Source organism: uncultured Croceicoccus sp., assembly GCF_947496385.1.
In the GTDB taxonomy this organism is placed as follows: Bacteria; Pseudomonadota; Alphaproteobacteria; order Sphingomonadales; family Sphingomonadaceae; genus Croceicoccus.
In genome coordinates this window covers 151,890-171,537 of sequence record NZ_CANMCP010000001.1, presented here as the reverse complement: position 1 = coordinate 171,537, position 19,648 = coordinate 151,890, and the positions used below count along the sequence as shown (strand labels likewise).

Here is a 19,648-nt window from a genome sequence, read left to right as displayed (position 1 = left end):
CCGGCGAGAAAGAGGGCGCGCACGAAAAGGGCGGCCCGTCCCCGGACCGCCCTATTCCCGTCGCGCGGCGCGCAAGGCGTCAGTATTGCACGCGCTTGGTATAGCCGCCGTCGACCACGATATTGGCGCCGGTCATCGCCCGGCACGCAGGCGACGCGGTGAACGCGATGGTATTGGCCAGCTCCTCGCCGGTGGTGAGGCGGCCGATCGGGATCTGCGCGAGCGTCGCGTCGTAGAAATCCTTCATATTGTCGCGAATATGCGCCCAGGGGCCATCGTCGGTCATCACCGGGCCGGGGGTGATGGTGTTCACGCGAATGCCGTCGGCGGCGAAATTCTGCGCCATGGCGCTGGCATAGTTGATGACCGCGGCCTTCAGCGCATTATACGGCTGCACGCCCATGAATTCCTCGGTCGCGCCGGTGCTCGACAGGCAGACGATGGCCGCGGCATCCGATTTTTCGAGATAGGGTTTCGCCGCCTCGACCCCGCGGCGAATCGACAGCACCTCGGTTTCGAGAATGGTTTCCCACGCCGCGTCCGTATCCTCGCCCGGATTGGCGGAGGTGAAGCTGATGAAGATGTCGCACCCGCCGAGTGCGCCCGCCGCCTCTTCGACGAAGGCCGGGACCGCGCCCTTGTCCGTCACGTCGAGCGTGTCGGCAAAGACGGTGACGCCGGTGCCGTCCAGCTCGCCCTTGATCTTGTCGACCTTGCCCTGGCTCCGGCCGCAGACCGCGACGTTGCATCCCTCGGCGGCGAGGACATGCGCGACCTTGCGCCCGATGCCGCCATTCGCGCCGATCAATATCGCCTTGCGGCCCTTCAATCCCAGATCCATGCGTCGATCTCCCGATATGTGTGTGCTTGGGTTACGGGCGCGATCTTAACGGGTGCGCGAGCCAAGGTCACTGTCACAAGGGATGGGTTGGCAGGGGGATGGAAGGGGCGGCTCCCGCGGGGTCAGCTATCCTCGAGCAGGCGTTCGGCCTGGGCGCGGGCCTCGGGCGTGACCTCCGCGCCGGATAGCATGCGGGCGATCTCCTCCTGCCGTTCCGCATCGGACAGGCTGACGACGCTGGTGCGGGTGACGGTGCCCTCGCTGCTTTTCGCGATCATGTAATGGGTGTTGCCGCGCGCCGCGACCTGCGGGCTGTGCGTGACGGCGAGCAATTGCCCCCCGCTCGCCAGCCGGGCGAGCCGGTCGCCGATCGCGCTCGCCACCGCGCCGCCGACGCCGCGGTCGATCTCGTCAAAGATGATGACCGCCGCCCCGCCCTGTTCGGCGAGCGCGACCTTCAGGGCGAGGATGAAGCGCGACAATTCGCCGCCGCTGGCGATCTTGGCGAGCGGTGCGAACGGCGCGCCGGGGTTCGTCGCGATCAGGAATTCGACCGCGTCCATCCCGTGCGGACCCCAGCGATCCTCCTCCAGCCGGGTGATGCCGGTGCGGAATTTCGCCGCGTCGAGTTTCAGCGGCGCCAGTTCGGCGGCGACCGCGGCGTCGAGCCTTTGCGCCGCCTCGATGCGGGACGCGCTCAGGCTTTCGGCGGCGGCACGATAGGCCGCGCCGGTTGCGGACGCGGTTTCGGCGAGCGCCTTGATCCGTGCCTCCCCGCCTTCGATCGCGTCGAGCCGGTCGCGCAATTCGGTCATCTTGGCGGGGAGTTCGTCGACCGTGCAATCCTGTTTGCGGGCGGCGGCGCGCAGGTCGAAAAGCCGCTTTTCCGTGGCGTCGAGCCGTTCGGGATCGTGGGACAGCGCCTCTGCCGCGCGGGCGATATGCTCCTCCGCCTCGGTCCCCTCCACGATGCAGCGGTCGAGCGCGGCGAGCGCCGAGGCCAGCAATTCATGTTCCGGCGCGATCCGGTCGAGCCGCCGCGCCGCGCTCCGCAATTGGGCCAGCGCGCTGTCCGAACCGGCCCACAAATGGCGCAATTCCTCAAGATCGCCGGAAAGCCGCTCGCCCTTCTGCATGTCGGCGCGGGCGAGCGCGAGTTCCTCCTCCTCCCCCTCCACCGGGGCGAGCGCGTTCAGCTCTTCGAGATGGGCGAGGATGAGATCCTGCTCCGCCGCGGCATTGTCCGCCTGTTCGCGCGCGGCGGCCAGCGCATCCTCCGCCCGGCGCCAGTCGCGCCACGCGGCGGCGACCGCGCCTTCGTCCGCGTCGGCATAGCGGGTGAGCAGCGCCCGGTGCCCCCGCGCGTTGACGAGACCGCGATCGTCATGCTGCCCATGCAGTTCGACGAGCGAAGGGGCCAGCGCGCGCAGCGCCGCGACGCCGACCGGCTGCCCGTTGACGAAGGCCTTGCTGCCCCCGTCGGCCTTCAATTGCCGGCGCAGGATGAGCGGTTCGCCCGGCTCCATCTCCACCCCCGCATCGTCGAGCGCGTCGGCCAGCGCAGGCGGCAGCGGTTCGAATTCGAACGTGGCGGTGACGCTGGCCTTGTCCTCGCCGGCGCGGACAAGGCCGCTATCGGCGCGATTGCCGAGCACGAGGCCCAGCGCGTCGAGCAGGATCGACTTGCCCGCGCCGGTTTCACCCGTCAGCACGCCCAGACCCCGCGCAAAAGCGAGGTCGAGCGCGTCGATCAGCACGATATTGCGGATGGCAAGAGAGGTCAGCATCGCAGCCCCACTTGTCGCGCAGCAACTCCGCTTGCGCCAGCACGCGCCGCCCGCCACGGCATCATCGGCGCGGCTTTTCCACAGCTTTGTCCGCAGGGCGCGGCGGACAGCGAGCCTCGGCAGGCGCGATCAGACGTAATCGGGCGCCTTGTCCTGCATCAGCTCGAACGCCTTTTCATACCAGTCGGAACCGGGATAGTTCGCGCCGAGCACGGCGGCGGCCTTCTTCGCCTCCTCCGGAATGCCGAGCGCGAGATAGCTTTCGGTCAGGCGATAGAGCGCCTCGGGCGTGTGGCTCGTGGTCTGGTAATCGTCGACGACTTCGCGAAAACGCAGGGTCGAGGCCAGCCATTTGCCGGTCCGCTGATAGAAGCGGCCAATGGTCATCTGCTTGCCCGCGAGGTGATCGTTGACGAGATCGAGTTTCAGCCGCGCATCATTGGCATAGGCGGTGTCGGGATAGCGGCGCACGACCTCGGTCAATGCCTGCCGCGCCTGTCCGGTGATCTGCTGATCGCGGGTGACGTCGCTGATCTGCTCGTAATAGGACAGCGCGATGAGATAGAACGCGTAAGGCGCGTCCTTGTTGCCGGGGTGAATGGCGAGGAACCGCTGCGCCGATTGAATCGCGGTGCTGTAATCGCGCGCCGCGTAATAGGAAAACGCGCTCATCAACTGCGCCCGGCGCGCCCACGGCGAATAGGGATGCTGGCGCTCCACCTCGTCGAAAAGGGCGGCGGCCTGCTTGATCTGTCCCCGGTCGAGCCTGTCCTTCGCCGCGAAATAGAGCGATTCGACATCGCGCGCGACATAGGCGGTGTCGGTCTTCGTGCCCGCGCCCGCCCCGCATGCGGAGGTCAGCGCCATGGCGGCGGTGGCCATCACGATGGATGCTGTGCGAAAACGGCGGCGGGGTGCGGCAGGTGCGGTCATGAAATCGCCTATAGCCAGCGGCCCGCTGAACGCCAAGTGAAGCTTTTGCCGATCCGTCGCCGCGCACCCGGCATTCACCACACGAGATGCAGCTCGGTCAGTGCGCCGACATTGCCCGCGCGCATTTTCGTTGGACGGTCGGGGTCGATCCGGAACGGCGGAATGCCGGCCAGCCATTCCTCGATAAAGACCATCGCCTCCATCCGGGCGAGCCCCGCCCCGACGCAGCGATGCGCCCCCACCCCCATCGTCGTGTGGCGCACGGGCGAAAGGCCGCGATCGAAATCCACCTGTTCCGGCGTGTCGAAACAGGCCGGATCGAGATTGTGCAGCACGCTGGGGAGATAGAGCAGGTCGCCCGCCTTCATCGTAACCCCGTCCATCACGATGTCGCGCACGAGATTGCGCGTGACCGAAACGGTGGGATAACGGCGCATGAGCTCGTCCGTGGCGGCGGGAATGCGGGCGGCATCCTTGCGCAGCGTGTCCTGATCCCCGGCAAAGCGGCCGAGATGCGCCGCGATATTGCCGAACATCGCCACCACGGTATCCAGCCCGCCGAACAGCAGGTTGCGGCACATGCGCTGCGCCTCCCCGAACGTCCAGGCGCGGCCTTCGATGGGCACGGAAAGAATGCGGCTGAACAGATCGTCGCCGGGATGTTTCAGCCGTTCCTCGACATAGGGGCGCAGGTAATCGTCCGCCGCGTCGCGCAGTTCGACCACGCTCATGCTGCCATCGGGGCGCGTGAGCTGTTGTCCGAGCGGGCGCAATTGTGCCCGGTCCTCCACCGGCACCCCGATGAGCGAGAGGAAGATATGCAGCGGCACCACCTCGGCAAAGGCGGTCATGAACTCGCACCCGCCGCGTGGGCGCAGATCGGCGATGAGGTCGCGCGACACGTCCCGCACCATCGGCGTCATCGCGACGACGTGATTATTGGCGAAGCCGCGCATGACCGCATTGCGGAACGGTTTGTGTTCGGGCGGATCGAGTTGCAGCGGGATGAAGTCCATCACCTCGCCAAGGCCGGGCGTCACGGCGAGCGCGGCGTTCGACAATCGCTCGCTATCGCCCCATAATTCGCGGATCAGATCCCCCTGCGTCGCGATCCAGTGCCCGTGATTGCGCCCCGTCCACACCAGCCCCGGCCCGCCCTGCAACGTTTTCCAGGCGGCGAAATAATCACGCTCCCCGCCCGGCGGCGCGAAAATGTCGAAGTCGACGACGCGGGCTTCGGGAACATGATCGGGGCGAACCGCCGGGGCAATGCTGGCCATGATGATCGGGCATCCTCTTTTTTGTTTTCGGGCGTCAGCCTATCCCCCGCACTTTGCCGGCGCACCTAGCCAAACGGCGCGGGCCGCGCCAGAACCGCGCCATTCAACCTGGCCCTGCATCGAAGGATTGCCGCTCATGACCATTCGCCGTTTCCGCGCCGCGTTCTCGCTCCTGTCCGGGGCGGCGCTCGCCTCGCTCGCCGTTCCTGCCGCTGCCGCCCCGGCGGACGATCTCACCGCCTTGATGGACGACATCTATGCCGCGCGGCTGGAGGCCAGCCCGGTCAGCGCATCGGCCGCAGGGGTGGAGGATTACGATAGCGAGCTTGGCGATTATTCGATTGCGGCGATGGACCGCTGGGCCGCGAAGGATGCGGCGTTTCTCGCCCGGCTGAACGCCATCGACGCGTCCGCCCTGCCCCCGCTACGGCAGGCGGATTATGCGATCACGCGCCGCCTGCTGGCCGAATCGATCGACGGCAACCGCTTCGGGCAAAGGCTCATCGCGTTTTCGAGCTATTCCTCGCCGTGGCAAAGCTGGGCCGGGATCGGCGATTCGATGCAATTCGCGTCGGGGCAGGATTACAGGGAATATCTCGACCGGCTGCACGCCATTCCCGCCGCCAGCGCGCAGGTCATCGCCAATACGCGCGCCGGGATCGCGGGGGGCTACGTCCTGCCTTGCGTCACATTGGGCGGATTGGAAGGATCGGTGCGCGGCGCGGTTGCGGCGGCGCCCGAAGAAACCCGGTTCTACACCCCGTTCACCCGCGCCCGCCCCGCCGATGTGAGCGAGGCGGAATGGACGGCGTTGAAGGAAAGCGCCCGCGCCATCATCGCCGATGTCGTCGCGAAGACCTATCGCGAGGCGGCTGACATGCTGCGCGACGAATATGTCCCGGCCTGCACGAAGACGGTCGGCATTTCGGCGCAGACGGACGGGCCCGCATTCTACCAGTATCGCGTCGGCGCCAGCACCACGTCCGATTACACGGCGCAGCAGATCCACGACATCGGCATGGCGGAGGTCGCGCGGATTTCGGCGGAAATGGACCGCGTGGCCGCCGACGCAGGCTACGCGAACCGCGCCGCCTTTGTCGAGAAGCTGCGCACCGATCCCGCCTATTACGCGGCCACGCCGGACGAGCTGATGGCCGCCGCCGCCGCGCAGGCGAAGGCGATCGACGGGATGATGCCCGATTATTTCCACCTGTTGCCGCGCCTTCCCTACGGCATCCGGGCGATCCCCGCCGAAACCGCGGAAGGCACGACGACCGCCTATTACCAGCCGGGCAGCCCGGCGAACGGCACGGCGGGATTTTACTACGTGAACACGTCGAAGCTGGATCAGCGCCCGCTTTGGGAATTGCCCGCACTCACCGCGCATGAGGCGGTGCCCGGCCATCATCATCAGATCGCCCTGCAACAGGAGCTGGACCTGCACCCGCTACGCCGCGAGTTCGGCTATTTCACCGCCTTTACCGAAGGGTGGGGCCTTTATGCCGAACGGCTCGGCATCGACATGGGGCTCTATGACACGCCGGAGAAGGATTACGGGCGACTGTCGTATGAGATGTGGCGGGCGTGCCGGCTGGTGGTGGATACCGGCATTCATGCGCTGGGCTGGACGAAGGGCCAGGCCGTCGATTTCATGACCGAGCATACCGCGCTTTCGGCGGCGAATATCGATGCGGAGGTCAATCGCTACATCAGCTGGCCGGGGCAGGCGCTCGGCTACAAGATGGGCGAGCTGAAGATTCGCGAATTGCGCGCGCGGGCCGAGGAACGGCTGGGCGCGAAGTTCCATCTTGCCGCGTTCAACGATGCGGTGATCGCGCAGGGGCCGGTGCCGCTGGACGTGCTCGACGCGCAGATCGAACGCTGGATGGCCGAAGTCGAAGCCGGGTAAGCCGATGCGGGAGGGGGAGCGGGCGCTACTCCTCCCCCATCTTCAACGCGGCGATGAACGCTTCCTGCGGGATCTGCACATTGCCGTATTCGCGCATCTTCGCCTTGCCCTTCTTCTGTTTCTCGAGGAGCTTCTTCTTGCGGCTGATGTCGCCGCCGTAACATTTGGCGGTGACGTCCTTGCGCATGGCGGAAATGGTTTCGCGGGCGATGACCTTGCCGCCGATCGCGGCCTGGATCGGGATCTTGAACAGGTGCCGGGGGATGAGATCCTTCAGCCGTTCGCACATGTGGCGGCCGCGTTCCTCGGCAACGCCGCGATGCACGATCATCGACAATGCATCGACCGGATCGCCGTTCACCATGATGCTCATCTTGACCAGGTCGCCTTCGCGCAGGCCGATCTGTTCATAGTCGAAGCTGGCGTAGCCGCGGCTGATCGATTTCAACCGATCGTAGAAATCGAACACCACCTCGTTCAACGGCAGCTCGTAGCTTACCTGCGCGCGCCCGCCGACATAGGTCAGGTCGCGTTGAATCCCCCGGCGATCCTGACACAGCTTCAGGATGGAGCCGAGATATTCGTCGGGGGTGTAGATCACCGCCTTAATCCACGGCTCCTCGATCGTCTCGATGCGCGAGGGATCGGGATAATCGGCGGGATTGTGGAGGTAGATTTCCTCCGCATCGTCGGTCCGCGACTTGCCGAGCTGAATGCGATAGACGACCGACGGCGCGGTGGTGATGAGGTCGAGATCATATTCGCGGGTCAGCCGCTCCTGAATGATCTCCAGATGGAGCAGGCCCAGGAAACCGGCACGAAAGCCGAAGCCCAGCGCCGCGCTCGATTCCATCTCGAAGGTAAAGCTCGCATCGTTCAGGCGCAGTTTCCCGATCGATTCGCGCAGCTTGTCGAAATCGGCGGCATCGACCGGGAACAGGCCGCAGAACACGACCGGCTGCACTTCCTTGTATCCCGGAAGCGCCTTGTCCGCGCCGTTTTTCACCGTGGTGATGGTGTCGCCGACCTTGGCCTGTTCGACTTCCTTGATCTGCGCCGTGATGAAACCGATTTCGCCGGGGCCGAGTTCGGGCAATTGCTCGATCTTGGGGCGCATGCAGCCCACGCGATCGACCAGATGCTCGGTCTCGCCCTGCATGAACTTGATATTCAGCCCTTTTTTGAGCACGCCCTGCATCACGCGCACGAGGATCACGACGCCGAGATAGGGATCGTACCAGCTATCGACGAGCATCGCCTTCAACGGCGCGTCGCGGTCGCCTGTGGGCGGCGGAATGCGGCGCACGACGGCCTCCAGCACTTCCTCGATGCCGAGGCCGGATTTCGCGCTGGTCAGCACGGCGTCCGATGCGTCGATGCCGATGATGTCCTCGATCTCGGCCTTGACCTTGTCCGGTTCGGCGGCGGGCAGGTCGATCTTGTTGATGACGGGCACGATCTCGTGGTCGTGTTCGATCGACTGGTACACGTTGGCGAGCGTCTGCGCCTCGACCCCCTGCGCCGCGTCGACGACGAGCAGCGCACCTTCGCACGCGGCGAGGCTGCGGCTGACTTCATAGGCGAAATCGACGTGGCCGGGCGTGTCCATCAGGTTGAGCTGATAGGTCTTGCCATCGCTGGCGGTGTAATCGAGGCGCACGGTCTGCGCCTTGATCGTGATGCCGCGCTCCCGCTCGATATCCATGTTGTCCAGCACCTGCTGGCTCATTTCGCGTTCGGTCAGCCCGCCGGTCAGCTGAATCAGACGGTCGGCCAGCGTCGATTTGCCGTGGTCGATATGGGCGATGATGCTGAAATTGCGGATAAGCGATAGATCGGTCATGCGCGCCCCTTAGCCCGCCTGTACGGCGCTGTCAGCAACTAGTGCTGTGCCTGTGCGCGATCGGATGATAAGGCGCGGACATGAAATTTAACAATTCCCGTATCAAGGCGGGCCGCCGCACCCTCAATGTCGCGACGAATCCGGACGGTTCGTCTGCGATGCCGCCGCTGCTGCTGCTCAATGGAATCGGGTTCAACACCGCCCTGCTCGAAGGGCTGGCGTCCGGTTTTGCCGGGCGGCGCATCGTCATCCCCGACATGCCGGGATGCGGCGGATCGCCCGATCCGGCCATGCCCTATGCCATGGCGTGCATCGCCCGCGACATCACCGCGATGATGGACACGCTTTATCCGGGCGAGGCGTTCGATTGCCTCGGCTTTTCGTGGGGCGGCGCGCTGGCGCAGCAGGTCGCGGTGCAGGCGCAGAATCACGTGCGGCGGCTCGTGCTGGTGTCGACGACGTCGGGCATGCCGCTCCCGCTCGGCGATGCGGAGATGATCGCGCGGCTGATGGATCCGCGCGAATATGCCGATCCGCGCCGGATGAGCCGGAACCTGTCCGCCATGCTGAAGGAAGGCGGCGCGGGCGCAGGGCTTCTCACCCGCCTCGCCGCGCCGACGCCCGCCGGGGTGACGGGACAGCTGTTCGCGCTCGCGGGGTGGAGCGTGCTGCCGCTGTTGCCGTTCGTGCGGGTGCCGGTGCTCATCGTGGGGACGGACGACGATATGGTCGTGCCGGTCGCGCATAATCAGTTCCTGCGCTGCGCCCTGCCCTCGGCCGAAACGTTCGAATTGAAGAGCGGCGGCCATCTGGCGCCGCCCGCCTCGCCCGAACGGGTGTTGCCGCGGCTGAAACGGTTTTTCGCCGCGGAGGGGGATGAGCGCGCGGCCCCGCGCGCGTCGGATGCCGGCTCCGCCGCGGGCGCCGGGCGGCAGGCGGCCTGAACCGCTTTTCTTTTCGCGGGGCTTCGATACCATCGCGCCGGAAAACCATCGGCCTCGCCCGCGAAGGCGCGCGGCCATGACGGGAAGGAAAGCGCCATGCGTCACATCGCCATCATCGGGTCGGGCCCGGCCGGCTACTACACCGCCGAAGCCGCGCTGAAGCAATGGGGCGACGATGTGCGCGTCGACGTGTTCGACCGGCTTCCCGTGCCCTATGGCCTTATCCGCACCGGCGTCGCGCCCGATCACCAGACGATCAAGAAGGTCGCGATGCGCTATGAAAAGACCGCGCTGACCGAGAACGTGCGCTTTGTCGGCAATATTTCCATCGGCACCGATATCGAGATCGCGCAGCTGCAATCGCTTTACGATGCGGTGGTGCTGGCGACCGGCGCGCCGCGGGACCGCGCGCTCGGCATCGCGGGCGAGGAGCTGACGGGCGTGCATGGCAGCGCCGAGTTTGTGGGCTGGTACAACGGGCATCCGCAATTCGCCGGGCTGGCGCCGGACCTTGCCGCCGAAACCGCGGTCGTCATCGGCAATGGCAATGTGGCGCTCGACATCGCGCGGATCCTCGCCAAGACCGCCCGCGAATTTGCAGGGTCGGACATCGTCGCCCATGCGCTCGACGGGTTGAACGCGTCGCGGCTGCGCCGGATCGTGGTGCTGGGGCGGCGCGGGCCGCATCAGATCGCGATGACGCCCAAGGAGCTGGGCGAGCTGGGCGAGCTGGAACGGGCGGTGCCCATTGTGGCGCCGGACGATCTTCCGCCCGAGAGCGAGGATGAGGCGCTGGACCCCGGACAGCGCAAGTCGGTCGCCCTGCTGCGCCAGTTCGCGCAGAACCGCGCCGGCGACAAGCCGCTCGCCATCGAATTCGACTTCTTCGCCTCGCCCGTGCGCATCGTGGGTGAGGATCGCGTCGCCGCCGTCACGGTGGAGCGGACGCGGCTGGACGATGGCCGCCCGGTCGGCACGGGGGAGACGTACGACATTCCCTGTGGTCTCGTGGTCAGCGCGATCGGCTATCGCAGCGTGCCGATCCCCGGCGTGCCTTTTGATGAAAAACAGGGCCGCATCGCCAATGACGACGGGCGCGTAGGTGACGGGCTGTATTGCGTGGGCTGGGCACGGCGCGGGCCGACCGGCACCATCGGCACGAACAAGCCCGACGGCTTTGCCATCATCGACAAGATCGCCGCCGACATGGCCGACCCCGCGGGCAAGCAGGGCCGCGAAGGTTTCGACGCATTGGCGGCAGAGCGCGGGCTCGACATCGTGACCTTCCGCGACTGGAAACGGATCGAGGAGGCGGAAACCGGCGCCGCGCGCGACGGCGCCCCGCGGGAGAAGTTCACCGATATCGAGGCGATGATCCGCGCGAGCGGCTGACGCCTGGACCGCAGACGGGCGCGGGCTTCGAAACCCGCGCCCCGTCGCTTACTGACAGGCGAGGCACTCGTCGTAATCGGTCGTCGGCAGCTCGTATTTCGCAGGATCGATGGTGTTGTCCGCCTCCACCCCGCCGGCGAAGCCAGCGCGCTGCACCGATTTGGAGCGCAGGTAGTAGAGCGACTTGATCCCCATCTCCCACGCCCGGAAATGCAGCATGGCGAGATCCCACTTGTCGACATCGGCCGGGATGAAGAGGTTCAGCGACTGCGCCTGGTCGATATAGGGCGTCCGGTCGCCCGCGAATTCGAGCAGCCAGCGCTGATCGATTTCGAAGCTCGTCTTGAACACCGCCTTTTCCTCGGGCGAGAGGAAGTCGAGATGCTGCACCGATCCGCCGCGTTCGAGGATCGAGTTCCACACATTGGCCGAATCCTTCGACTTCTCGCGCAGGATCTTTTCCAGATACGGGTTCTTCACGATGAAGCTGCCCGACAATGTCTTGTGCGTGTAGATATTGGCCGGGATCGGCTCGATGCACGCGCTCGTCCCGCCGCAGATGATCGAGATCGACGCGGTCGGCGCGATCGCCATCTTGCAGCTGAAGCGTTCCATCGCGCCCTGATCGGCGGCGTCGGGGCACGGGCCGCGCTCCTTGGCCAGCATCATCGACGCTTCGTTCGCGCGGGCATTGATATGCTGGAACATTTTCAGGTTCCAGGCCTTTGCCATGGCGGTTTCGAAACCGATGTTCTTCTTCTGCAGGAACGAGTGGAAGCCCATGACCCCCATGCCGACGCTGCGCTCACGCTCCGCCGAATATTTCGCGCGGGCCATTTCATCGGGCGCACGGTCGATATAATCCTGCAGCACGTTGTCGAGGAAACGCATCACGTCCTCGATGAACATCTCGTCCTTGTGCCATTCGTCCCAGGTTTCGAGATTGAGCGAGGAGAGACAGCACACCGCCGTGCGATCGTTGCCGAGATGGTCGCGACCCGTGGGCAGTGTGATCTCGCTGCACAGGTTCGACGTGCTGACCTTGAGGCCCAAATCGCGGTGATGTTTCGGCATCATGCGGTTCACCGTGTCGGAGAACACGATATAGGGCTCGCCCGTCTGCAGCCGGGTTTCGACGAGCTTCTGAAACAGGGAGCGCGCATCGACGGTCGCGCGGGCGCTGCCGTCGCGGGGGGAGCGCAGCTGAAACTCGTCGCCGTTGCGGACCGCTTCCATGAATTCGTCGGTCAGCAGGACGCCGTGATGCAGGTTCAGCGCCTTGCGGTTGAAATCGCCCGAGGGTTTACGGATTTCGAGGAATTCCTCGATCTCCGGGTGCGACACGTCGAGATAGCACGCCGCCGATCCGCGGCGCAGCGAACCCTGCGAAATGGCGAGGGTCAGGCTGTCCATCACGCGGACGAAGGGGATGATGCCGCTGGTCTTGCCGTTCAAACCCACCGGCTCGCCAATGCCGCGCACGCTGCCCCAATATGTGCCGATCCCGCCGCCGCGGCTCGCCAGCCAGACATTCTCGTTCCAGGTGTTGACGATCCCCTCGAGGCTGTCCTCCACCGAATTGAGATAGCACGAAATCGGCAGGCCGCGCCCGGTGCCGCCATTGGACAGCACCGGCGTCGCGGGCATGAACCACAGCCGCGAGATATAGTCGTAGAGCCGCTGCGCATGCGCCTCGTCATCGGCATAGGCGTCGGCGACGCGCGCGAACAGATCCTGATAGCTTTCGTTCGGCAGCAGGTACCGGTCGTTCAGCGTTTCCTTGCCGAAATCGGTGAGCAGCGCATCGCGGCTGTCATCGGTGGTGATGGCAAAGCGGCGCTCGGCAATGTCATGCGAGGACAGCGGTTTTGCAGCGGCGGCCTTGGCGACCTCGCTCACCATGTTGGCCATGGCCGACGCGGTGGCGGTCTCCACCGTTTCGGTTTCTGCGGCGGGCGTTTTTGCAGGCGCGGCGGTGCGGGCCTTCTTCGCCGGCTTTTCCTTCTGCTCCACCGTGTCGGCGAACATGTCGATATCCCCAGCTGTCGAAGTCACCTGCGCGTCGTCTCCGTCCTTGAAATCCATGGATTTGCCCACCTGCCGAACCTGCGGTCGCAGCACCGCAGCGCCCGGAAACATAGCCCCGGAACGATTGCAGCGATAACGACCAAAAAAAGCCAGAACACCGATATGTAGCGTTTTGCCGCCCAGATCGTGTCGATGGGTGGTATGTCTCTATAAAAGCAGGCCCGCTGTCAATACGCATGCCGCCACCCGTTGCGATGCCCGGACCGCCCGAACGGGCCGCGACGCGCGGGCAAAGCTGGCCCCCGCGCGATGCAAGCGAAATCTTGCGATTTTTTTTCCACGGCCGAAATTCGCATGCCGCACCTCCCCGCCGGGAGGGTTTGCATCCTGCGTTTTGCGAACCTATCCCACCCTTCGTGTTCAAGGCGTTTGCCGGAAAGGATCCTACCCCATGCTCAACATCATCGGCGCCATCGTATCGGGCGCGGTCATCGGCGTCCTGGCGCGTTTCTTCTTTCCCGGCGAGGTGGACATGGGGTTCTTCGCCACCATCGCGCTCGGCATTGGCGGTTCGCTGCTCGCCGGGCTGGTGACGAGCCGGGGGCGCTCCGATTTCCACCGGGCGGGCTGCCTCGCCTCCATCCTCGGCGGAATGGCGCTCATCCTGATCGGGCGGCTGTTCTTCTAGGCGCCGCCGCGCGCGTCACGGTACGATCACCGTGTCGCGCGCCACCTCGTCGGTCAGCGGATAGTCGGCGTTGAAATGCAGCCCGCGGCTTTCCTTGCGGCGCCGCGCGCTGCGCACGATGAGATCGGCGGTCTGCAACAGGTTGCGCAATTCGATCAGGTCCTGCGTGACGCGGAAATTGCCGTAATATTCCTTCACCTCGTCATTGAGCAGGCGAATGCGATTGGCCGCGCGCTCCATGCGTTTATCCGTGCGCACGATGCCGACGTAGTTCCACATGAAGCGGCGGATCTCGGTCCAGTTCTGCTTGATCACCACCTCCTCGTCGGCGGCGCTGACCCGGCTTTCGTCCCATGGGCGGACCGGCGGCGGCGGCGGCAGATCGTCCATCCGCGCCAGGATGTCGCGCGCCGAGGCATCGCCGAACACGAAACATTCGAGCAGCGAATTCGACGCGAGGCGATTCGCCCCGTGCAGGCCGGTGTCCGAACATTCGCCGATCGCGTATAGGCCGGGCAGGTCCGCGCGCCCCGCCATGTCGACCCGCACCCCGCCGCAGGTGTAATGCTGTGCCGGGACGACGGGGATCGGCTGCACCGTCATGTCGATGCCGAGTTTCAGCAGCCGTTCGTGGATCGTCGGGAAATGTTCGCGCACGAATTCCGGTTCGCGGTGGCTGATGTCGAGATGCACGTAATCGAGGCCGAGCCGCTTGATTTCATGGTCGATGGCGCGGGCCACTATGTCGCGCGGGGCGAGTTCGAGCCGCTGGTCGAAATCGGGCATGAAGCGGCGCCCGGCCTCGGTCCCGGCCTCGGGCGGGAGCTTCAATATGCCGCCCTCACCGCGCACGGCCTCGGTGATGAGGAAATTCTTCACGTCGAGATTGTAGAGGCAGGTCGGGTGGAACTGCATGAATTCCATGTTCGACACGCGGCACCCGGCGCGCCACGCCATCGCGATGCCGTCGCCGGTCGCCCCGCGCGGCGCCGTGCTGAACAGGTAGGTGCGCCCCGCCCCGCCGGTGGCGAGGATGGTGGCCCGCGCGGTCAATGCCTCGACCCGGCCTTTCTGCCCGGCCTCCTTCGCCGCATCGAGCGCGTAGACGCCCCAGATCTTCTGCCCGCCTTCCGGTTCCGTGCGGTGGCGGTCGCCGATGAGGTCGATCGCGACCATGTTGGGCCGCATGGTGATGTTGGGGTGCGCATCGGCGGCACGCAGCAACGCATCCTGCACCGCCCAGCCGGTCGCGTCGTCGACATGCACGATCCGGCGATGCGAATGCCCCCCTTCGCGCGTGAGGTGGAGCGATTGCCCGTCGGTATTGAACGGCACGCCGAGGTCGATCAGCCGCTGAATCGCCTTGGGCGCCTGTTCGATGACATATTCGACCGCCTCACGCCGGTTGAGCCCCGCGCCCGCCACCATCGTGTCGCGGATGTGATCCTCGAACGTATCGCCCGCATCCAGCACGGCGGCGATGCCCCCCTGCGCCCACGCGGTGGAACCGGCATCGAGTGCGCCCTTGGCCAGCACGAGGACGCGCGCCCGCTCGGCCAGCACCAGCGCCGCCGACAATCCCGCCGCCCCCGACCCGACGATGATGACGTCATAATCGCTCATCCGGGGAAACCGGGGCTGCACGGGGCGATGGTGGTCATGCGGTGGTGTCCTCGTTTACGGTCGTCGTGACGCGGCCATGCCATTCGATTCGCACCCATGGCAAGCGCGCGTTTTCGCGGGCGCTGTCCGCCCCCTGCCCTCTTCAATCGGGCAGGTCGGCGCCTACCACTGGCATTCGGGGCGAAATTTGCCTAACCCCCATGTCAAATTCACCATTGGAGAACCCGACCATGAAGGACATCTACGTTGTTTCCGCCGCACGCACCGCCATCGGCACGTTCGGCGGCGCCTTCAAGGAAGCGAAGCCCGGCAATCTTGGCGGGAAGGTCATTGCCGCCGCTCTCGAACGCGCGGGGCTTTCCCCCGAGGTGGTCGGCCACGTGGTGATGGGCAATGTCGTCCCGTGCGAGCCGAGCGACGCCTATGTCAGCCGCATCGCCGCGGTCGAGGCCGGCATCCCGCACGAGGCGCCCGCCATGACCGTCAACCGGCTGTGCGGGTCGGGACTTCAGGCGATCGTGTCGGCGGCGCAGATGATCGCGCTCGGCGATTGCGAGATCGCGGTCGGCGGCGGGTGCGAGGTGATGAGCCGGGCACCCTATTTCATGACCGGCGCGCGCTGGGGCCTGAAAATGGGTGACGCCACGGTGAAGGACGGCATGCTGGGCGCTTTGCACGATCCCTTCCACGAATATCACATGGGCATGACGGCGGAGAATGTCGCCGACAAATACGGCATCACCCGCGAGATGCAGGACGAGCTCGCCGCCGAAAGCCAGCGCCGCGCCGCCCACGCGATCGAGAAGGGCTGGTTCAAGGACGAGATCGTGCCCGTCGAGGTGCGCCAGGGCCGCAATGTCGCGACCTTCGACACCGACGAACATGTGAAGGCGGGCACGAGCGCGGACAAGCTTGCCGGCCTGCGCACCGTGTTCAAGAAGGAAGGCGGCACCGTGACCGCGGGCAATGCATCGGGCATCAACGACGGTGCATCGGCCGTGATCCTCGCCAGCGAGGCCGCGGTGAAGGAGCATAACCTCACCCCGATGATGCGGCTCGTCGCCTATGGCCACGCCGGCGTCGACCCGCAATACATGGGCATCGGCCCGGTCCCGGCGACGAAGGCCGCGCTGAAACGTGCGGGCATCGACAAGGACGCGCTCGACGTGATCGAATCGAACGAGGCTTTCGCCGCGCAGGCCTGCGCCGTTGTCAACGAGATGGCGTTCGACAATGCGAAGGTGAACCCCAACGGCAGCGGCATCTCGCTCGGCCATCCGATCGGCGCGACGGGCGCGATCCTGACGACGAAGCTCGCCTATGAAATGCGCCGTCAGAAGGCGAAGATGGGCCTCACCACCATGTGCATCGGCGGCGGTCAGGGCATCGCCGCGATCTGGGAAAACGTGAGCTAACGCCTGCGTTCACCGCGCAAGCGAAAGGGCGGCACCTGTCACCGGGTGCCGCCCTTTTTCATGCGCTTCTTTATGACGCGCCGCGATCAGGCGAAGATGTCGCTATCGGCGGATTTCTGAATCGGGTTGGGCACGGGGAGCTGGCTGTCCTTGCAGGCGCGGTCGATCTCCGGCTCCGCATCGGGGCGGTATTCGCCGCTGCCCATCATGCGCGCCATCATGGTGATCGGCCACATCCACATCTCCATCCACGCTGCCAGCATCGGCATGCCCATGTCGGTCGGCATGTGTGGAAAAGGGGTCTGCGTATCGCGTTTGTCGGCCATGTCTCGCTCCCACGGCCCCGGTTGCGTGGATCGGGTCTGGATCGATGGGGCCATCTTGGCAAAGCGTGAACGGCAAAACGGTTCCGGTCAATGCGCGCGGTTCGCCTCGTACCACAGGCAATGGTTGACGACCGGGCATCGCTCGCAAAGCGGGCTGCGCGCGCGGCAGATGCGCTTCCCGAACTGGATGAGCCAGAAATGCCCGTCCTGCATCGCCCAGTCGGGCGCGCGCTCCTCCAGCTGGGCCGCGGTGCGGTCGGCGGTCTTCGCATCGGTCAGGCCGATCCGGTTGCAGACGCGGTGCACATGGGTGTCGACCGCGATCACGGCGCGCCCGAAGGTGAAGGACAGCACGATATCGGCGCATTTCCGCCCGATGCCGGGCAATGCCATCAGCCCCGCGCGCGTGTCGGGCACCGTGCCGCCATGCCGGTCGAGCAGGGCCGCGCAAAAGGCGCGGATATTGCGCGTCTTCATGTTGTAGAGGCCGCACGGGCGGATCGCATCGGCGATGGCCGCGTCGTCGAGCCTGAGCATCGCCTCCGGCGTTTCAGCCAGCGCGAACAGCGCGCGCGCCGCAGCCGCCGTATTCCGGTCGAGCGATTGCGCCGACAACATGCAGGAGATGCAGGAGCGGAACGCGTCGGGCTGTCCCTTCGGTCCCTTCGCATCGGGGGTGCGGCCCGGCATCGCATCGGACAGCCGGCGAAATACGGTTTCGACCTCTGCTTCGGGGATCAGTGCCATCGCCGCATCAATCGACCAGCGTCGGCCCGGTTCCGCGCTTCGCTATCGCTCGCGAGTGACGCTGCCGCCATGACGCCCCGCGTCATGGCGTGTCTGGCGTTTTGCGCTTCGCTATCGCTCGCGAGTGACGCTGCCGCCATGACGCCCCGCGTCATGGCGTGTCTGGCGTCACTCCCATTCGATCGTGCCGGGGGGCTTGGAGGTATAGTCGTAGACCACCCGGTTGATGCCCTGCACCTCGTTCACGATGCGCGTGGCGGTCGCGGACAGGAACGCGCTGTCGAAGGGGTACACATCCGCCGTCATGCCGTCGGTGCTGGTCACCGCGCGAAGGGCGCACACGCTGTCATAGGTGCGGCTGTCGCCCATCACGCCGACGGTCCGCACGGGGAGCAGCACGGCGAATGCCTGCCAGATCGCATCGTACAGCCCGGCATTGCGGATTTCCTCGAGGTAGATCGTGTCCGCCTTGCGCAGGATGTCGCAACGTTCGCGCGTGACCTCGCCCGGAATGCGGATGGCGAGGCCCGGTCCAGGGAACGGATGGCGCCCGACGAACACATCGGGCAGACCGAGTTCGCGGCCAAGGTCGCGCACTTCGTCCTTGAACAATTCGCGCAAGGGTTCGACCAGTTGCATGTTCATGCGTTCGGGCAGGCCGCCGACATTGTGGTGGCTCTTGATCGTGACGCTCGGCCCGCCGGTAAACGACACGCTTTCGATGACATCGGGATAGAGCGTGCCCTGCGCGAGGAAATCGGCGCCGCCGATCTTCTTCGCCTCGTCCTCGAACACGTCGATGAAGGTCTTGCCGATGAACTTGCGCTTGGCCTCCGGGTCGGTGACGCCCTTCAACCCGTTCAGGAACAGGGCCGACACGTCGCGGTGCACCAGCGGAATGTTATACGCCCCGCGGAAGAGCGAGACGACCTGCTCCGCCTCCCCCATGCGCATCAGGCCATGGTCGACGAACACGCAGGTCAGCTGATCGCCGATCGCCTCGTGGATGAGCACGGCGGCGACGGCCGAATCGACCCCGCCCGACAAGCCGCAGATCACCTTGCCGTCGCCGACCTGTTCGCGGATTTCGGCGATCTTCGTGCGGCGGAATTCCGCCATGGTCCAGTCGCCCGCACAGCCGCAGACATGGCGCACGAAATTGGCGATCAGCCGGCCGCCATCGGGCGTGTGAATGACCTCGGGATGGAACTGCGTGCCGTAGAAACGCCGGCTTTCATCCGCGATCACGGCGAAGGGGGCGCCATCGCTGGTCGCGACGATCTCGAAACCGGGGGCGAACTCGGTCACCTTGTCGCCGTGGCTCATCCAGACCTGATGCCGTTCGCCGACCTGCCACAGGCCGTCGAACAAAGCGCATTTTTCCGTCACGGTGAGGAACGCGCGCCCGAATTCGCCGCCCTCGCCGGTTTCGTGGCCGGGCCGCACCTCGCCGCCCAGCTGCTTCGTCATGACCTGCTGCCCGTAACAGATGCCGAGGATGGGGATGCCCGCCTCGAACAGTGCCTGCGGCGCGCGGGGGCTGCCTTCGCCCGGCACGCTGGCGGGGCTGCCGGAGAGGATGATGCCCTTCGGCTTCATCCGGGCGAACGCCTCCGCAGCCTGCGTGAACGGCGCGATTTCGGAATAGACGCCCGCCTCGCGGACGCGGCGCGCGATGAGCTGCGTCACCTGGCTTCCGAAATCGACGATCAGGATGGTGTCGTCGGTGGTCGAATCTGTCAAAGTATCGGGCATGGGCGCGCGATAGAAAGCCGTCCCGCATCTGTCCAGCGCGCGGTGCGTCCGGCGATCGGGACGCAGAACGATTGCGAAAGTTGCAAGCAATAATGTTACTTTCGCATTTGCGATTGTAACCTCGCCGCAATAAATGC

15 protein-coding genes are annotated in these 19,648 nt (G+C 65.8%); 5 read left to right on the top strand and 10 right to left on the bottom strand.

Features of this window, described 5'->3' with window-relative positions:
• Positions 1 to 79 precede the first annotated feature (79 nt).
• The 4 genes from Q0897_RS00855 to Q0897_RS00840 all read right to left on the bottom strand — a co-directional run bounded on the left by Q0897_RS00855 (position 80) and on the right by Q0897_RS00840 (position 4,841).
• Entirely contained in the window at positions 80 to 841 is a 762-nt protein-coding gene (locus Q0897_RS00855) for an SDR family oxidoreductase (RefSeq protein ID WP_299307037.1), read from the bottom strand.
• A 122-nt stretch (positions 842 to 963) separates the two neighbouring features.
• On the bottom strand, positions 964 to 2,628 hold the full coding sequence (gene recN / locus Q0897_RS00850; RefSeq protein ID WP_299307036.1) for a DNA repair protein RecN: 1,665 nt from the start codon (positions 2,626 to 2,628) through the stop codon (positions 964 to 966).
• A 129-nt stretch (positions 2,629 to 2,757) separates the two neighbouring features.
• Positions 2,758 to 3,561 carry an outer membrane protein assembly factor BamD gene (locus Q0897_RS00845; protein ID WP_299307035.1) on the bottom strand — a complete coding sequence of 268 codons (804 nt, stop codon included), beginning with the start codon at positions 3,559 to 3,561 and terminating at the stop codon, positions 2,758 to 2,760.
• A 74-nt stretch (positions 3,562 to 3,635) separates the two neighbouring features.
• Positions 3,636 to 4,841, bottom strand: a complete 1,206-nt coding sequence (locus tag Q0897_RS00840; protein ID WP_299307034.1) for a cytochrome P450 — start codon at positions 4,839 to 4,841, stop codon at positions 3,636 to 3,638.
• Between the two features lie 136 nt (positions 4,842 to 4,977).
• Between Q0897_RS00840 and Q0897_RS00835 the strand changes: the two genes are divergently transcribed.
• Positions 4,978 to 6,750, top strand: coding sequence for a DUF885 family protein (locus tag Q0897_RS00835; protein ID WP_299307033.1), 1,773 nt, complete (start codon positions 4,978 to 4,980; stop codon positions 6,748 to 6,750).
• Between the two features lie 25 nt (positions 6,751 to 6,775).
• Here the strand turns inward: Q0897_RS00835 and lepA are convergent, their stop codons facing one another.
• The gene (gene lepA / locus Q0897_RS00830) at positions 6,776 to 8,593 is read right to left on the bottom strand and encodes a translation elongation factor 4 (RefSeq protein WP_299307032.1); all 1,818 of its coding nucleotides are present in this window, start codon (positions 8,591 to 8,593) and stop codon (positions 6,776 to 6,778) included.
• An 80-nt stretch (positions 8,594 to 8,673) separates the two neighbouring features.
• On the opposite strand from lepA, the gene Q0897_RS00825 reads away from it, so the two are divergent.
• Together Q0897_RS00825 and Q0897_RS00820 are read left to right on the top strand one after the other, a co-directional pair.
• Positions 8,674 to 9,537, top strand: a complete 864-nt coding sequence (locus Q0897_RS00825) for an alpha/beta hydrolase (RefSeq protein WP_299307031.1) — start codon at positions 8,674 to 8,676, stop codon at positions 9,535 to 9,537.
• Between the two features lie 96 nt (positions 9,538 to 9,633).
• Positions 9,634 to 10,929, top strand: coding sequence for an FAD-dependent oxidoreductase (locus Q0897_RS00820; RefSeq protein WP_299307030.1), 1,296 nt, complete (start codon positions 9,634 to 9,636; stop codon positions 10,927 to 10,929).
• A gap of 48 nt (positions 10,930 to 10,977) precedes the next feature.
• Here Q0897_RS00820 and Q0897_RS00815 read toward each other — a convergent pair whose 3' ends face one another.
• Positions 10,978 to 12,831 carry a ribonucleoside-diphosphate reductase subunit alpha gene (locus Q0897_RS00815; protein ID WP_299307554.1) on the bottom strand — a complete coding sequence of 618 codons (1,854 nt, stop codon included), beginning with the start codon at positions 12,829 to 12,831 and terminating at the stop codon, positions 10,978 to 10,980.
• 577 nt (positions 12,832 to 13,408) lie between these two features.
• Between Q0897_RS00815 and Q0897_RS00810 the strand changes: the two genes are divergently transcribed.
• Complete coding sequence (locus tag Q0897_RS00810; protein WP_299307029.1) at positions 13,409 to 13,645, top strand: GlsB/YeaQ/YmgE family stress response membrane protein; 237 nt, start codon at positions 13,409 to 13,411, stop codon at positions 13,643 to 13,645.
• A 15-nt stretch (positions 13,646 to 13,660) separates the two neighbouring features.
• On the opposite strand, the gene nadB is transcribed toward Q0897_RS00810, so the two are convergent.
• A complete protein-coding gene (nadB, locus tag Q0897_RS00805; RefSeq protein WP_299307028.1) occupies positions 13,661 to 15,268 on the bottom strand; it encodes an L-aspartate oxidase in 1,608 nt (535 codons plus the stop codon).
• A 230-nt stretch (positions 15,269 to 15,498) separates the two neighbouring features.
• Between nadB and bktB the strand changes: the two genes are divergently transcribed.
• Positions 15,499 to 16,683: a beta-ketothiolase BktB gene (gene bktB / locus Q0897_RS00800; protein WP_299307026.1), complete on the top strand. Its 1,185-nt coding sequence runs from the start codon at positions 15,499 to 15,501 to the stop codon at positions 16,681 to 16,683.
• A gap of 86 nt (positions 16,684 to 16,769) precedes the next feature.
• Here bktB and Q0897_RS00795 read toward each other — a convergent pair whose 3' ends face one another.
• The 3 genes from Q0897_RS00795 to guaA all read right to left on the bottom strand — a co-directional run bounded on the left by Q0897_RS00795 (position 16,770) and on the right by guaA (position 19,499).
• Positions 16,770 to 17,009 (bottom strand): hypothetical protein, encoded by a 240-nt coding sequence (locus Q0897_RS00795; protein ID WP_299307023.1) that lies wholly within the window; start codon positions 17,007 to 17,009, stop codon positions 16,770 to 16,772.
• Positions 17,010 to 17,096: 87 nt separating this feature from the next.
• The gene (gene nth, locus Q0897_RS00790; RefSeq protein WP_299307022.1) at positions 17,097 to 17,756 is read right to left on the bottom strand and encodes an endonuclease III; all 660 of its coding nucleotides are present in this window, start codon (positions 17,754 to 17,756) and stop codon (positions 17,097 to 17,099) included.
• 168 nt (positions 17,757 to 17,924) lie between these two features.
• Entirely contained in the window at positions 17,925 to 19,499 is a 1,575-nt protein-coding gene (gene guaA, locus Q0897_RS00785) for a glutamine-hydrolyzing GMP synthase (protein ID WP_299307019.1), read from the bottom strand.
• Between the last annotated feature and the right edge of the window lie 149 nt (positions 19,500 to 19,648).